Genomic DNA, 14,559 nt, shown 5'->3' with positions numbered 1-14,559 from the left:
TCGGTCGAGTGGTCAGGCTCGGGTGGTCAGGCTCGGGTGGTCAGGCTCGGGTTGGGGGACAGGCGGATCGTGTTGCGCAGCAGGCCGATTCCCTCGACCTCGGTCTCGAGGACGTCGCCGTCGGCGAGGAACCGTTGCGGGTCCCGGGCGGTGCCGACCCCGCCGGGGGTGCCGGTGAGGACGAGGTCGCCGGGACGCAGGGTGGTGAAGGTCGAGATGTAGGCGAGCAGGTCGGCGCTGTCGAAGACCAGGGTCTTCGTGCTGTCGCGCTGCACCTCCTCGCCGTTGACCCGGCAGGTGATCGTGAGCCCGGCCGTGGGGTCGACCTCGTCCGGCGTCACCACGACGGGGCCGGTCGGGGTCGAGTCGTCCCACGCCTTGCCCTGGAACCACTGCAGGGTGCGGTACTGCCAGTCACGCACCGACACGTCGTTGGCCACGGTGTAGCCCGCGATGGCCGCTGCAGCGGTGACCCGGTCGGCGTGGCGGATGGTCGCGCCGACGACCACGGCGAGCTCGGCCTCCCAGTCGACGTCGGTGCCGGCGAGCAGGCAGACGTCGTCGGTCGGGCCGACCAGGCTGTCGGCGTACTTCACGAACAGGGTCGGGTGGCTCGGCAGCTCGCGACCGGTCTCGCGGATGTGCTCGCCGTAGTTGAGGCCGCAGCAGATGACCTTGGCCGGTCGCGGCAGCGGGGCGAGCGGCTCGGCGCCCGCGAGCACCTCGCCCAGCGGCGCGTCGGACGACAGTGCGCCGCCGGCGGAGAGGAAGGCGGACAGGTCCGCTGGGTACCCCTCGGCGTCGTGCCCGTCGGCGTCGTGCCCGTCACGGTCCCCGGCTCGCGCGGCAGGGGCAGCCAGCGCACGCCAGCCGTCGTCGGTGAGGGCGGCGGCGCGGGTCGTGCCCGCGTGGGCGACGGTGCCGAACTGCATATAGCGAGATTTTCACGACCGTCGTCAAACGTCAATAGGTCGGCTAGGCTCGGACCACGCCCACCGTCCCTGGAGGTTCGATGCCCGCCCACCCGCTGTCCCCGGTCCCCGTGAACCCCACCTCGCTGCCGACGCCCAGTGGCTACTCGCACGGCACGCTGTCGGGCAACACCCTCTACCTCGGCGGCCAGACGGCGCTCGACGCTCAGATGCAGATCGTCCCGGGTGGGATCGTCGAGCAGTTCCGGCAGGCGTTCTCCAACGTCCTCACCACCCTGGCCGAGGCCGGCGGTGTCCCCGAGGACCTCGTCAGCATCACGATCTACCTGACCGACATCCCCGACTACCAGGCGCACGGGCGCGAGATCGGCCGCGCCTGGCGCGAGCTGGCCGGACCCGTGTACCCCGCGATGGCGGGCATCGGCACGACGGCGCTGTGGCAGCCCGAGGCGCTCATCGAGATCGTCGGCGTCGCCGTCATCCCTGACGAGCGGCTCCGGCCTCCGCAGTGACGAAGTCGTGGGCGGGGCCGGCGAGCAGGCGGTGCAGCTCGAAGAACGTCTCCGCAGCCTTGGTGCCCGACCACGACGCGGGCAGCAGGTCGGTCGGCAGGCCCGGGTCGAGGTAGGGGAGCCGGCGCCACGCGGTGAGGGCCCGGACGTAGTCGGCGAAGGCCTCCGGCCCCGGCGGCACGTGTCGCTGTGCCTCCCACGCTGCGCGGGCGGGCTCGTGCGCGTCGAGGAAGTCGGTGTAGAGCTGCTCGAGGGAGTCGAGGTCCCACCACCGGGCGACCTTGGCGGCAGGGTCGCCGAAGGCGAGGTACTCCGCCCGGAACAGGTCGACGTACGGGTCGAGGCCGTCGCCGAGCAGCACCTCGCGCGCGTCGTCCGCGAGGTGGCCCGGCGCGATCCAGACCCCGGAGGAGACGGTGCCGAACCCGAGCCAGGACAGGCGCGAGCGCAGCGCGTGCCGCTTCTGGCGCTCCGACTCCGGGACGGAGAAGACCACGACCACCCAGTCGCGGGCCTGCTGCTCGCGCTGGGCGAAGATGCGGCGGTCCCCGACCTCGAGCACGGTCCGTGCGTACTCCGACAGGGCATAGCCGGCGACGCCGGCCCGACGCTCGGCCTCGACGATCCCCCGGCGCTTCAGCCTCGACAGCGAGGACCTGACGGCCTGCTCGTCGACACCGGCCGCGGCCATGAGGCGGATGAGGGCGCTGACGCTGATCCAGCCGCCGAACTCCCGGACGTACAACCCGAGCATCGTGACGATGAGCGCGCGTGGGGGCAGTGCCCCCCGCTCCGTGCCCCCGTCGAGCTCCGTCGTCGTCACGGGAGGAATGTATCCGGCGCGCGCGGCCGGTCACGGGTCGGACCGGTCCTTGTCCGCTGCCGGTCAGCGCCTCTAGTCTTCCGTAGGACAGAAGCCGAAATCCATATCGTGGAATTGTGAGGTCGTCAGATGGCAGCACCGAGCCCGGGCTACTCCATCACCGTGCGGGCCGAGGCGCCCGCCGCCATCGACACCACGGGGACGCTGGCGGCGGCGGTGGCCGACGCCGGTGGCGCCCTCACCGCCCTCGACGTGGTCGAGTCCCGCGCCCAGGGCCTCGTGGTGGACGTGACGTGCAACGCCTCCGACGCCGACCACGCCGAGCGCATCACCGCCGCGATCGCCGCGGTGCCGGGCGTCAAGGTCCGCAAGGTCAGCGACCGCACGTTCCTGCTGCACCTCGGCGGCAAGCTCGAGGTCAACCCCAAGGTGCCGCTCAAGCACCGTGACGACCTGTCGCGCGCCTACACCCCCGGGGTCGCCCGGGTCTGCCTCGCCATCGCGGCCAACCCCGAGGACGCCCGCCGCCTGACGATCAAGCGCAACACCGTGGCCGTGGTGACCGACGGCTCGGCGGTGCTGGGCCTGGGCAACATCGGCCCCGCCGCAGCCCTGCCGGTCATGGAGGGCAAGGCGGCCCTGTTCAAGAGGTTCGCCGGGGTCGACGCCTGGCCGGTCTGCCTCGACACCCAGGACACCGAGGAGATCATCTCCATCGTCAAGGCGCTCGCCCCGGTCTACGGCGGCGTGAACCTCGAGGACATCTCGGCCCCGCGCTGCTTCGAGATCGAGCGCCGGCTGCGCGACGAGCTCGACATCCCGGTGTTCCACGACGACCAGCACGGCACCGCGATCGTCGTCATGGCGGCGCTGACCAACGCCCTGCGCGTGGTGGGCAAGGACATCGGCGACGTCCGCATCGTCGTCTCCGGTGTCGGCGCCGCGGGCCACGCGATCATCAGGCTGCTCGACGCCCAGGGCGCGACCGACATCGTCGGCTGCGACCGGCACGGCGCGCTCGACCCCGACGCCGAGCACCGCGACGAGTTCCGCGGGTGGATCGCCAGCAACACCAACCCCCGCCGCGTCCGCGGCACCCTCAAGGAGGTCCTCGCCGGTGCCGACGTGTTCGTCGGGGTGTCGGCGCCGAACCTCCTCGACGGCGACGACGTCGCGACCATGGCCCCGGACGCGATCGTGTTCGCGCTCGCCAACCCCGACCCCGAGGTCGACCCGGTCGCCGCCAGCCGGCACGCCGCCGTCGTCGCCACCGGGCGCTCGGACTATGCCAACCAGATCAACAACGTGCTCGCGTTTCCCGGCTTCTTCCGGGGGCTGCTCGACGCCGGGGTCAGCGACATCACCGACGACATGATGATCGCCGCGGCCACCGCCATCGCCAACTGCGTGCACCGCGACGAGCTCAACGCCAGCTACATCGTGCCCAGCGTCTTCGACCCCGACGTCGCGCCTGCTGTCGCGGCTGCGGTGCGGCACGCCGCGGGCGCCCATGAACGCCACACCGACGACCCCGAGGACGCCCACGCATGACTGCACGCACGACCTTCGACGCGACCGCCCTGACCGACGAGATCGACGTCCACCTCGCCCAAGCGGATGCCTTGCTGGCCAAGGGGTTCCCGGGCGAGCGGGCGGAGCGGCAGCCCGTCCACACCGTCTACGTCCCGGCCGACAGGTACGACGCCGACCTGGTGCCCCGGTGGGGCAAGGAGGCGCTCGCTGCGATGGACGAGCACGCCGGCAGCGCCGCGGAGTACGCCGCCGTGCTCGGGCTGCCCGTCCACCTCGCCGACGAGGTGGTGACCCGTGTCCGCGCCAAGCTCGCGAGCGAGCCGGTCGAGGACCTGCGCATCGACCTCGAGGACGGGTACGGCGCGCGCGACGACGACGAGGAGGACGGCGCGGTCGACGAGGCCGCCGCAGCCCTGCTGGCCTCCCTCGATGCGGGGGACGCAGCGCCCTTCACCGGGATTCGCTTCAAGAGCTTCGAGGCACCGACCCGGGCCCGTGGTGTGCGCAGCCTGGCGCGGTTCATCGAGGCCGTGACGGTCGACGGGCGGCTGCCCGACGGGTTCGTGGTGACCCTGCCGAAGGTGACGTCCGTCGACCAGGTCGAGGCGATGGTCCTGGCCTGCGAACGACTCGAGTCCGGGCTCGGGCTGCGTTCGGGTGCAATGAGTTTCGAGATCCAGGTCGAGACGCCGCAGTCCATCCTCGGCCCCGACGGCACGGCTCTGGTGGCCCGGATGGTCCACTCGGCCGCGGGTCGGTGCACCGGCTTGCACTACGGCACCTACGACTACTCGGCCTCGTGCGGCATCGCAGCGGCCTACCAGTCGATGGAGCACCCTGCGGCAGACCACGCCAAGGCCGTCATGCAGGTCGCGGCAGCCGGCACCGGGGTGCGGCTGTCCGACGGCTCGACCAACGTCCTGCCCGTGGGCGACCGCGACCGGGTCCACGCGGCCTGGGCCCTCCACGCGCGCCTCGTGCGCCGGTCGCTCGAGCGCGGCTACTACCAGGGCTGGGACCTCCACCCCGCCCAGCTCCCCAGCCGGTACGCCGCGACCTATGCCTTCTACCGCGAGGGGCTGCCGGCGGCCGCCGAGCGGCTGCGCAACTACGTGGGCAGCCTCGAGTCCGGTGTCATGGACGAGCCCGCGACGGCGAGGGCGCTGGCCGACTTCGTCGTGCGGGGCCTGGACTGTGGGGCCGTCGACGCCGACGAGGTCGAGGCCCTCACGGGGATCGACCGCGCTCGGATGGACGTGCTCGCCCGACGCGCCAAGTAGCCGCTGCGCTGTCCTGCCGTCGACGGATCGGGTTGCGCTGCAAGCATTTTCGTGGGGACAGCCCTCCCGTTGCTGTTCGAACACCTGTACGATTGAGGTATGCCGACCAGCCCGCTCGCGCAGTCCCGGCACCGCCGGCAGCAGGAGCTGTGGGCGCGGACCGCGGCCGTGGCGGGGCGGTTGAACCGGGCGCAGGCGGAGCTGGTCGACATCGCTGCCGAGCTGATCGAGGACCGCACTGGGGTGATGGTGGGTTCAAGACCCCGGAGCACTACCTGGTCGTGCGGGCCGGGTTGTCGCCGGCGCACGCCGGCGACGTGGTGCGGGTCGCGCGGCGGAGGTCCGAGCTGGTCGAGGCGTCCGCTGCGCTGGGCGCGGGTGAGCTGTCGCTGGACCAGGTCGCGGTCATCGCCCGCGCCGTCCCGGCCGGGTACCAGGCGTCGGTCACCGCCCTGGCCCGGGAAGCGACGGTGCCGCAGCTGCGCCGCGCGGTGGCCCGGCACGCGTTCCCAGCGCCCCCTCCCACCAACACTGATGGCGACACCGCAGACGCCGACGAGGCGACCGATGCGACGACCAGCGCCGGCCTGCAGGACCCGCTGGTCCCGGCCGACCCCAGGTCGGTGTCAGAGCAGCGGGCGTGCGCGAAGCCGGAGCTGTTCATGCACTACGACGCCGACGGCCGGTTCCAGCTGCGGTACTCCGCCCCCGCGACCGTCGGCGCGTTGGTCGAGCAGGCGGTGAAGGAAGCGAAGGACGCGCTCTTCACCCGCCGCCGCGACACCGCAGCTGCCGACACCGTTGTCGACCACGTCGCGGAGGACGACCGGCACGCAGGCCTGCCCACCTACGCCGATGCGTTGGAGGAGATGGCCAACCGGTCCCTGGCGTCGGTGACGTCGACCAGCCGGGCGTCGCACTACCGGGTGTACTGCACCTGGACACCGACGGCGCCTGGGTGTCCGGTGGTCACGCGATCCCGCTGCGGCTGCTCGGACGGTTCATCAGCGACGGCACGGTGCGGCCCGTCTGGGAGACCGAGGGCACACCGGTGTCGGTGGGTCGGGCGATGCGGATCCTGCCCGACCGCACCCGACGCCTCATCACCGACCGCGACCGCGGATGCCGGTTCCCCGGCTGCACCACCACCGCGTTCACCGAGGTGCACCACCTCGAGGCGTGGTCTGACGGTGGCCGCACCGACGTGGACAACCAGGTCCTGCTCTGCCCCACCCACCACGACGGCATCGACCGCGGCGACCACACCATCACCGTCGACCCCACCCGCCCCGACGGGCTGGTAGTCACCAACCGCTACGGCCTGCCCATCCGCCCACCCCGACCGGGCGAGACCGCCCCACCACCCGAGGGGGACCCGGACTTCGACCTCGACGACACTCGCACGGCATACCGCCCACCCACCGGCGGACCCCTCCGATGGACCGACCTCGAGCTCCCACCCGACACCGCCCTCGGCCGACGACACCTCACGGCGGTGCCACCACCAGAACCTGAACCCGAGTTCGTGTCCTGGCTCGACGATCCCGCCAACCCCGACCGCGGCCTGGTCCGCGTCCTCTGACCCCGCCGGTCGGCGTGCGCGCCGACCGAGAGCCCTCATCCGGACCGGTGGGGCACCGCAGGCCCGGGCCCTGAACGTGGCTGCGGGCCGGGGGAAGTAGCGTGACGCCATGCGCGTCCGGGTGGAGTTCACGACCGAGCCGTTCCACGGTGAGGACGACCAGCTGCCCTCCCACGTCACCGCGTCCGCCGACGCGCTGCGCCAGGTGGGGTTGACCCCCGACCTCGGCCCGCTCGGCACGTCCGTGGAGGGCGACGCGCAGGTGGTCGTGGACGCTGTCGGCGCAGCGATCAAGGGGGCGTTGGCGCACGGGGCGACGCGGGTGACCCTGACGGTCAGTGACCTCGACGCTGACGTCGCACCCCCGGTGGTGGGGGTCACGACCGACCTCTCCGACGGGTTGGCCCGTCTCATCGCCGAGGTCGAGGGGGAGCTCGGCGGCAGCCTGTCCGGGCTGCCGCGCGCCCAGAAGCAGCACGCGGTGCGGCTGCTGGAGGAGCGCGGGGCCTTCGAGATGCGGCGTTCGGCCGAGACGGTCGCGGAGGCGCTGGGCCTGACCCGCTTCACGGTCTACAACTACCTGAACCGCATCCGCGAGACCGACGCCGCACAGTCCTGACGAATTTTCTCAACAAACTGTTGACGGACGGGGGCCGCCGTCCTAATGTTCCACTATTCGTAAACGCGTTTCCGCATCACGGAAGAGACGCGATATGACACAGGACGCCAACTCTGCGCCCGCGGCACGACCGGCCACCACCCGCCGGCCCGCCCGCCCCGTCCACGGCACCGCAGCCCCAAGGAGCACCATGAGCTTCGTCCTCGGACCCAACCAGTACGGCAAGGCGGAGAACCGCGTCGTACGCATCTACCGCGACACGGCCCGCCACGAGATCCGCGACCTCAACGTCTCGACCGCCCTGCGCGGCGACTTCCGCGCGGCCCACGAGACCGGCGACCAGGCCAACGTCCTGCCGACCGACACGCAGAAGAACACCGCGTTCGCGTTCGCCAAGGAGCACGGCGTGACCTCGCCCGAGGACTACGCGCTGACCCTCGGCGACCGGTTCCTCGCCGTGACGCCGGCCGCCACCGCGAGCCGGATCGAGGTCGAGGAGTACGCCTGGGACCGCATCGACGTCGGCGGCGCCGGTCACGACCACGCGTTCGTCAAGCGCGGCGGCGAGGTGCGCACCACGGTCGTCACCCGCCAGCGCACCGGCGACGGGACCAGGGCTTGGGTGGTCTCCGGGGTCAAGGACCTCGTCGTCCTCAAGTCGACCGGCTCGGAGTTCAAGGGCTTCCTCAAGGACGACTACACGACGCTGCAGGAGACCGACGACCGGATCCTTGCGACCTCCCTGGTCGCCCGCTGGCGCTACGAGGACGACGCCGTCGCCGACGGCACCGACTGGAACAAGTCCTTCGACGACATCCGCCAGGTGATGCTCGAGACGTTCGCGACGACGTACAGCCGGGCGCTGCAGGAGAGCCTCTACGCCATGGGGTCCGCGGTGCTCGCCGCCCACCCCGAGGTCGCCGAGATCAAGTTCTCCGCCCCCAACAAGCACCACTTCCTCGTCGACCTGTCGCCGTTCGGGCTCGACAACCCCGGCGAGGTCTTCATCGCCGCGGACCGTCCCTACGGCCTCATCGAGGCCACCGTGCAGCGCGAGGACGGCAGCGACCCGGGCGACGCCTGGCTCACCGTCCCCGGCTTCTGCTGACCGGTCGGACCAGGTGCCTCCCGTGTCAACGACGACACGTCCCGAGGACGAGCGGCTCCCGCTCGCGTCCACCTACGCCTACGGCGTCCAGCACATCCTGACGATGTACGGCGGCGTTATCGCCCCACCGCTCATCGTCGGCGGTGCGGCCGGCCTGCACGGCACCGAGATCGCCCTGTTGGTCTCGGCAGCCCTCTTCGTCAGCGGCCTCGCGACGATCCTGCAGAGCGTCGGCATCCCGTTCTTCGGCTCGCAGCTGCCGCTGGTGCAGGGGATCTCGTTCGCGAGCGTCTCCACGATGACCGCGGTCGCCACGAGCGGGGGAGGGCTGCCCGCGGTGTTCGGCTCGATCATCGTGGCCGGGCTCGTGGGGCTCGCGATCAGCCCGTTCTTCAGCCAGGTCGTGCGCTTCTTCCCGCCCGTGGTCAACGGGGTCATCATCACCGTCATCGGCCTGTCCCTCTTCCCGGTCGCGGTGCGGTGGGCGATGGGCGGCAACGACAAGGCGCCGGACTACGGCTCGGTCGGCAACATCGGGCTGGCCGCCTTCACCCTGCTCGTCATCCTGCTGCTCTCGCGCCTGGTGCAGGGCCCGGTGAGCCGGCTGTCCATCCTGCTCGGCATCGTCGTCGGCACGGTGCTCGCCCTCGCCCTCGGCCGCACCGACTTCTCCGGGGTCGGGACGGGGAGCTGGGTGGCCTTCCCGACACCGTTCCACTTCGGGACGCCGGTCTTCGAGGTCGGCGCGATCATCTCCATGATCATCGTCATCCTCGTGATCATGACCGAGACGACCGCCGACATCCTCGCGGTGGGTGAGATCGTCGGCACCGGGACCAGTCCGCGCCGTGTCGGTGACGGCCTGCGCGCCGACATGCTCGCGACGGCGATCGCCCCGGTCTTCAACAGCTTCCCGGCCAGCGCGTTCGCCCAGAACGTCGGTGTCGTCGCCATCACCGGCGTGCGCAGCCGGTGGGTCGTCACCGCCGGCGGCTCCGTACTGGTGGCCCTCGGCCTCCTGCCCGTACTCGGTCGCGTCGTGGCCGGTGTGCCCCAGCCCGTCCTGGGCGGTGCCGGCATCGTCCTGTTCGGCTCGGTGGCCGCGAGCGGCATACGCACGCTGTCCAAGGTCGACTACGACGGCAACCTCAACATCGTCCTGGTGGCCACCGCCCTCGGTGTCGGCACCATCCCCATCGCGGTCCCCGCCTTCTACGCCGAGTTCCCGCAGTGGTTCGCCACGATCTTCGACTCCGGCATCAGTGCCGCCAGCCTGGTCGCGGTGCTGCTCAACCTGTTCTTCAACGTCATGCGCGGCGGGGTGGGGCGCTCGCCCTCCGTGGTGTCCGGCGCGCCACCCGTGCTGGTCCGACCCGACCAGGCGAGCGCCCTGCGCAAGCACTAACCGTTCCACCTGCGGCTCCGGCCACTGCTCCAACGCAATCGCTCGACCACCCGCTCCACCCTCCCTCCCGAACACAGGAAGGTGCCTGTCATGAGTGCAGCCACCGTTCGACCCGCTCCCTCCCCGCGACGTTCGCGCCACCCCGTCGACGAGGTGCTGCCCGTCCCCAAGCTGGCCGTCTACGGCTTCCAGCACGTGCTGGCCTTCTACGCCGGCGCGGTGATCGTCCCGATCCTGCTGGCCAGCGCGATCGGGCTCAGCACCCAGGAGCTCATCCACCTCATCAACGCCGACCTGTTCACCTGCGGCATCGCCTCGATCATCCAGTCGGTGGGGTTCTGGAAGGTGGGAGTGCGGCTGCCCTTGCTGCAGGGCGTGACGTTCACGGCGGTGTCGCCGATGATCGCGATCGGCCTCGCGGCCGGTGGTGGCACGGACGGGCTGCTCGTCATCTACGGCGCGGTCATCGTCGCGGGCCTGTTCACGCTGCTCATCGCGCCCTACTTCAGCCGCCTCATCCGGTTCTTCCCACCGGTCGTCACCGGCTCGGTGATCACGATCATCGGCCTGGCGCTGCTGCCGGTCGCCGCAGCCGACGCCGCCGGTGGTGCCGGCCCGACGCTCGACCCCACCAGCGGCCGCAACCTCGCCTACGCGCTCGGGACGCTCGCCCTGATCGTCGCCATCCAGCGGATCTTCAAGGGCTTCATGGCGACCGTGGCCGTCCTCGTCGGCCTCGTCGTCGGCACGCTCGTGGCCTGGGCGCTCGGTGACGCGCACTTCGACAGCGTCGCGGGCTCCGGCTGGATCGGCGTGACCACGCCGTTCCACTTCGGCTGGCCCAAGTTCTCGGTCGCCGCGATCATCTCGATGGTCGTGGTCATGCTCATCACCGCCGTCGAGACCACCGGTGACGTCTTCGCCACCGGCGAGATCGTCGAGAAGCGGATCGGCCGTGAGGACATCGCCCGCGCCCTGCGGGCCGACGGCCTCGCCACCACGATCGGCGGTGTCTTCAACTCCTTCCCCTACACCTGCTTCGCCGAGAACGTCGGCCTGGTGCGGCTCACCCGCGTCAAGAGCCGCTACGTCGTGGCCACGGCCGGCCTGATCATGATCGTCATCGGCCTCATCCCCAAGGCCGGCGCGATCGTCGCCGGCATCCCGCACCCGGTCCTCGGCGGTGCCGCGCTGGCGATGTTCGCCACGGTCGCCGTCGTCGGCTTCCAGACCCTCTCCCGGGTCGACTTCCACGACCACCGCAACGTCGTGATCGTCGCGACGAGCGTCGGCCTGGCGATGTACGTGACGGCCCAGCCCGACGTCGCCAAGGCCGTCCCGAGCTGGGCGCAGATCATCCTCGGCTCCGGCATCACCCTGGGGTCGATCACGGCCATCGTGCTCAACCTGCTGTTCCACCACGTGGGCTCCGACCGCGGCCCTGCCGTGGCGGGGGCGCCGGGCCGGCTCGTGCGGCTGTCGCAGGTCAACGAGATGACCCGTGAGGAGTTCGTCGACACGTTCGGTGGCCTGTTCCAGGGGCCGCGGTGGGCGGTCGAGCGGGCCTATGACTCGCGCCCGTTCGCCGACACCATCGACCTGCGCCGCTCCTTCCAGGAGGCCCTGTTCTCCGCGACGGAGGAGGAGCAGCGTGCCCTCATCGACGCCTACCCCGACCTCGGCGCCGAGAGCGTGGCCGAGGGCGGCGAGGGCGAGGACTCCCTGCGCGACCAGTCGAGCCTCGGCCTGACCCGCCTCGACGAGAAGGCGCACGGCGAGCTCTCGGAGCTCACCACCCGGTACCGCGAGCGCTTCGGCTTCCCCCTCGTCACCTGCGTGCGCGACCGTGACTCCTTCGACCAGGTGGTCCGCACCGGGTGGCAGCGGCTGGCCAACTCGCCGGCGCAGGAGCACGCCGCCGCGCTGGTGGAGACTGCCAAGATCGCGGGGTACCGCTTCGACGACCTCGTCGCCGACGCCAACCCCATCCACTCCGCCCGCACCCGGTCCCTGGAGAGCCCATGAGCCTGGAGGACTTCAACGCCCTTCCGCCCGAGGAGGTGGACGAGCGGCTGGCCGCGTGCCTGCCGGTGCCCCGCTGGGTGGCCGCGGTGCGCGACGAGCGCCCGTACGCCGACTGGCCGGCCCTCGAGGAGGCGGCCGCCACCGCGGCCGCCCACCTCGACGACCACGAGCTCGCGACCGCGCTCGCCGGCCACCCCCGGATCGGTGAGCGGGCCTCCAGCCCCCAGCACCACGCGGCGTTCAGCGCCCGCGAGCAGGCGGGGGTGGACCCGTCGGACGACGGGGTCGCGCGCGAGCTCGCCGCCGGCAACGCCGCGTACGAGGAGCGGTTCGACCGGGTGTTCCTCATCCGGGCCGCCGGCCGGTCGGCTCCCGAGATCCTGGCGGAGCTGCGGCGCCGGCTCGAGAACGACGACGACGCCGAGCGCGCCGAGACCGTCACCCAGCTGCGCGAGATCGCGCTGCTCCGACTCCGACAGGTGGTCTCGTGATGAGCACCCTCTCCACGCACGTCCTCGACACCAGCCTGGGCCGGCCCGCCGCCGGGATCGGTGTGGTCCTCGAGGGCCTCGACGGCACGGCGATCGGTGACGGGGTGACCGACGGCGACGGGCGGGTGGCGTCGATCGGCCCGGAACGCCTGGAGCCCGGGGACTACCGGCTGCGGTTCGCCTCCGGGAGCTACTTCGCCGCCCGGGGAGTGCCCGGGTTCTACCCCGAGGTCGTCGTCGTGTTCACCGTCACGGGCGACCCGCACTACCACGTGCCCGTGCTGCTCAACCCCTACGGCTACAGCACCTACCGGGGCAGCTGAGCCGGTCGCGGACCGCGTGGCGCTGACGCCCGGATATATCCGGGCCGGAGCGTGAGACAGCGGGTGCCGACCGTTGACGGCGTCCGCCGCCTCCTCATAACCTCTCACTAGTTGGAAAACAAATTCCGCAATACGGAAAACAGATCGGACTGAACGCCATGACGACTCCCGACCACGGACTGCGCTACGAGGCCAACTGCTCGCTGCTCTTCACCGAGGTGCCGCTGCTCGAGCGCCCTGCGGCGGCGAAGGCGGCCGGGTTCGACGCGGTCGAGTTCTGGTGGCCCTGGCCGGACCAGCCGGTCCCCTCCGACACCGAGGTCGACGCCTTCGTGGCGGCGGTGCGCGACGCGGGGGTGAGGCTGGTCGGGCTCAACTTCTTCGCCGGCGACCTCGCCGGCCCCGACTGCGGGGTGCTCTCGGTCCCCGACCGGGTCCAGCAGTTCCGCGACAACGTCGACGTCACGGTCGGCATCGGTGAGCAGCTCGGTGTCCAGGCGTTCAACGCCCTCTTCGGCAACCGCGTCGACGGCGCCTCGCCGCAGCAGCAGGACGAGCTCGGCCGCGAGTCGATCGCGCTCGCGGCCAAGGCGGCCGACCGGATCGGCGCCGGCGTCCTCGTCGAGGCCGTGAGCGGTCCGAAGCCCTACCCGCTGCGCACCGCGGCCGACGCCGTCGCCGTCGTCGACGACGTGCGTGCCACGGGTGCGGTCAACGTCGGGTTCCTGCTCGACCTGTTCCACCTCGCCGCCAACGGCGACGACGTGGAGGCGGCCATCACCGCGTACGCGGAACGCACGCTCCACGTGCAGGTGGCCGACTTCCCCGGGCGCGGCGAGCCCGGCACGGGCGAGCTCGACCTGCAACGGCACCTCGGCCACCTCGCCCGGCGCGGGTACGCCGGCTGGGTCGGCCTCGAGTACAAGCCCACCACCGCGTCCACCCCCGACAGCCTGGCGTGGCTCCCCCGCGAGCGCCGCCACGCGAACTGACGACGACAACCCTTCGAGGAGAACGACATGACCAGCATCGCCTTCATCGGCCTCGGCATCATGGGCAGCCCGATGGCCGTCCACCTCCAGCAGGCCGGGCACGACGTCGTCGGCTACAACCTGCACCCCGACAAGACCCAGCCCCTCGTGGACGCCGGGGGCCGCGCCGCCGGCTCGGTCGCCGAGGCGGTCGAGGACGTCGACGTCGTCGCCGTCATGGTCCCGGACAGCCCCGACGTGCAGGACGTCCTCACCGGGGAGGGCGGGGTCTTCGACAGTGCGAAGCCCGGGACCCTCGTCATCGACTTCTCGAGCATCCGGCCCGACGTCACCGCGGAGCTCGCGAAGACCGCGAAGGAGAAGGGTTTCCGCCTCCTCGACGCCCCGGTGTCGGGTGGCGAGGCCGGGGCGAAGAACGCCGCCCTGTCCATCATGGTCGGCGGCGACGGCGCCGACTTTGAGGAGGCCAAGCCGTTGTTCGACGGCGTCGGCAAGACCGTCGTCCACGTCGGCGGCAACGGCGCGGGCCAGACGGTCAAGGCGGCCAACCAGCTCATCGTCGCGGCCAACATCCAGGCGCTCGCCGAGGCCGTAACCTTCCTCGACGCCTACGACGTGGACCTCGAGGCGGCGCTCGACGTCCTCGGCGGCGGTCTGGCCGGGTCGAAGGTGCTCGACCAGAAGCGGGGCAACATGGCCAAGCACGACTTCACGCCGGGATTCCGGATCGACCTGCACCACAAGGACATGGGCATCGTCACCTCCGCGGCCCGTGAGGCCGGCGTCGTCGTACCCCTGGGCGCCCTCGTCGCCCAGCTCATGGCCTCCGCCCGCGCCAACGGCGACGGCGGCCTCGACCACTCCGCGCTCCTGCGCGGCGTCGAGCGGCTCTCCGGCCGCCTCGCCGGCTGACCCGAGGCCGCCGGCCCCACGC

At 71.7% G+C, this 14,559-nt stretch carries 14 protein-coding genes; 12 read left to right on the top strand and 2 right to left on the bottom strand.

From position 1 onward, the window contains the following. Positions 1-26: 26 nt before the first annotated feature. On the bottom strand, positions 27-932 hold the full coding sequence (locus ABEA42_RS02140; RefSeq protein WP_345500838.1) for a fumarylacetoacetate hydrolase family protein: 906 nt from the start codon (positions 930-932) through the stop codon (positions 27-29). A gap of 80 nt (positions 933-1,012) precedes the next feature. Here ABEA42_RS02140 and ABEA42_RS02135 point away from each other — a divergent pair, with 80 nt between their 5' ends. Beyond that, positions 1,013-1,444 carry a RidA family protein gene (locus tag ABEA42_RS02135; protein ID WP_345500836.1) on the top strand — a complete coding sequence of 144 codons (432 nt, stop codon included), beginning with the start codon at positions 1,013-1,015 and terminating at the stop codon, positions 1,442-1,444. On the opposite strand, the gene ABEA42_RS02130 is transcribed toward ABEA42_RS02135, so the two are convergent. Then, the gene (locus ABEA42_RS02130; protein WP_345500835.1) at positions 1,410-2,267 is read right to left on the bottom strand and encodes a PaaX family transcriptional regulator; all 858 of its coding nucleotides are present in this window, start codon (positions 2,265-2,267) and stop codon (positions 1,410-1,412) included. The genes ABEA42_RS02135 and ABEA42_RS02130 overlap by 35 nt on opposite strands. A gap of 129 nt (positions 2,268-2,396) precedes the next feature. Between ABEA42_RS02130 and ABEA42_RS02125 the strand changes: the two genes are divergently transcribed. The 11 genes from ABEA42_RS02125 to ABEA42_RS02075 all read left to right on the top strand — a co-directional run bounded on the left by ABEA42_RS02125 (position 2,397) and on the right by ABEA42_RS02075 (position 14,537). Next, entirely contained in the window at positions 2,397-3,818 is a 1,422-nt protein-coding gene (locus ABEA42_RS02125; protein ID WP_345500834.1) for an NAD-dependent malic enzyme, read from the top strand. After that, the gene (locus tag ABEA42_RS02120; RefSeq protein ID WP_345500832.1) at positions 3,815-5,080 is read left to right on the top strand and encodes a DUF6986 family protein; all 1,266 of its coding nucleotides are present in this window, start codon (positions 3,815-3,817) and stop codon (positions 5,078-5,080) included. Before ABEA42_RS02125 ends, ABEA42_RS02120 begins: the two co-directional genes overlap by 4 nt. Positions 5,081-6,038: 958 nt before the next feature. After that, positions 6,039-6,662, top strand: coding sequence for an HNH endonuclease signature motif containing protein (locus tag ABEA42_RS02115; RefSeq protein WP_345500830.1), 624 nt, complete (start codon positions 6,039-6,041; stop codon positions 6,660-6,662). A gap of 109 nt (positions 6,663-6,771) precedes the next feature. After that, complete coding sequence (locus ABEA42_RS02110; RefSeq protein WP_345500829.1) at positions 6,772-7,281, top strand: helix-turn-helix domain-containing protein; 510 nt, start codon at positions 6,772-6,774, stop codon at positions 7,279-7,281. A 190-nt stretch (positions 7,282-7,471) separates the two neighbouring features. Then, positions 7,472-8,389, top strand: a complete 918-nt coding sequence (gene pucL, locus ABEA42_RS02105) for a factor-independent urate hydroxylase (protein ID WP_345500828.1) — start codon at positions 7,472-7,474, stop codon at positions 8,387-8,389. A gap of 22 nt (positions 8,390-8,411) precedes the next feature. Continuing rightward, on the top strand, positions 8,412-9,794 hold the full coding sequence (locus ABEA42_RS02100; RefSeq protein WP_345500826.1) for a nucleobase:cation symporter-2 family protein: 1,383 nt from the start codon (positions 8,412-8,414) through the stop codon (positions 9,792-9,794). Positions 9,795-9,884: 90 nt separating this feature from the next. Then, complete coding sequence (uraD, locus tag ABEA42_RS02095) at positions 9,885-11,819, top strand: 2-oxo-4-hydroxy-4-carboxy-5-ureidoimidazoline decarboxylase (protein WP_345500825.1); 1,935 nt, start codon at positions 9,885-9,887, stop codon at positions 11,817-11,819. Beyond that, positions 11,816-12,310: a 2-oxo-4-hydroxy-4-carboxy-5-ureidoimidazoline decarboxylase gene (gene uraD, locus ABEA42_RS02090; RefSeq protein ID WP_345500824.1), complete on the top strand. Its 495-nt coding sequence runs from the start codon at positions 11,816-11,818 to the stop codon at positions 12,308-12,310. The genes uraD (ABEA42_RS02095) and uraD (ABEA42_RS02090) overlap by 4 nt, the downstream gene beginning before the upstream one ends. Beyond that, positions 12,310-12,633: a hydroxyisourate hydrolase gene (uraH, locus tag ABEA42_RS02085; protein ID WP_345500823.1), complete on the top strand. Its 324-nt coding sequence runs from the start codon at positions 12,310-12,312 to the stop codon at positions 12,631-12,633. Before uraD (ABEA42_RS02090) ends, uraH begins: the two co-directional genes overlap by 1 nt. A 158-nt stretch (positions 12,634-12,791) precedes the next feature. Next, complete coding sequence (locus ABEA42_RS02080; protein ID WP_345500821.1) at positions 12,792-13,625, top strand: hydroxypyruvate isomerase family protein; 834 nt, start codon at positions 12,792-12,794, stop codon at positions 13,623-13,625. Between the two features lie 27 nt (positions 13,626-13,652). Continuing rightward, positions 13,653-14,537: a 2-hydroxy-3-oxopropionate reductase gene (locus ABEA42_RS02075; RefSeq protein WP_345500819.1), complete on the top strand. Its 885-nt coding sequence runs from the start codon at positions 13,653-13,655 to the stop codon at positions 14,535-14,537. The last annotated feature ends 22 nt before the right edge of the window (positions 14,538-14,559 follow it).

Origin of the sequence: Pedococcus ginsenosidimutans (genome assembly GCF_039544395.1) — a bacterium.
In the GTDB taxonomy this organism is placed as follows: domain Bacteria; phylum Actinomycetota; class Actinomycetes; order Actinomycetales; family Dermatophilaceae; genus Pedococcus; species Pedococcus ginsenosidimutans.
Note: the sequence above shows the minus strand (reverse complement) of the source record. Positions and strands in the feature narration are given on the sequence as shown.

Coding starts and splice junctions, on each gene's coding strand:
- ABEA42_RS02140 (WP_345500838.1), bottom strand. CDS start 932: ATGCAGTTCGGCACCGTCGCCCACGCGGGCACGACCCGCGCCGCCGCC.
- ABEA42_RS02135 (WP_345500836.1), top strand. CDS start 1,013: ATGCCCGCCCACCCGCTGTCCCCGGTCCCCGTGAACCCCACCTCGCTG.
- ABEA42_RS02125 (WP_345500834.1), top strand. CDS start 2,397: ATGGCAGCACCGAGCCCGGGCTACTCCATCACCGTGCGGGCCGAGGCG.
- ABEA42_RS02120 (WP_345500832.1), top strand. CDS start 3,815: ATGACTGCACGCACGACCTTCGACGCGACCGCCCTGACCGACGAGATC.
- ABEA42_RS02110 (WP_345500829.1), top strand. CDS start 6,772: ATGCGCGTCCGGGTGGAGTTCACGACCGAGCCGTTCCACGGTGAGGAC.
- pucL (WP_345500828.1), top strand. CDS start 7,472: ATGAGCTTCGTCCTCGGACCCAACCAGTACGGCAAGGCGGAGAACCGC.
- uraD (WP_345500825.1), top strand. CDS start 9,885: ATGAGTGCAGCCACCGTTCGACCCGCTCCCTCCCCGCGACGTTCGCGC.
- uraD (WP_345500824.1), top strand. CDS start 11,816: ATGAGCCTGGAGGACTTCAACGCCCTTCCGCCCGAGGAGGTGGACGAG.
- uraH (WP_345500823.1), top strand. CDS start 12,310: ATGAGCACCCTCTCCACGCACGTCCTCGACACCAGCCTGGGCCGGCCC.
- ABEA42_RS02080 (WP_345500821.1), top strand. CDS start 12,792: ATGACGACTCCCGACCACGGACTGCGCTACGAGGCCAACTGCTCGCTG.
- ABEA42_RS02075 (WP_345500819.1), top strand. CDS start 13,653: ATGACCAGCATCGCCTTCATCGGCCTCGGCATCATGGGCAGCCCGATG.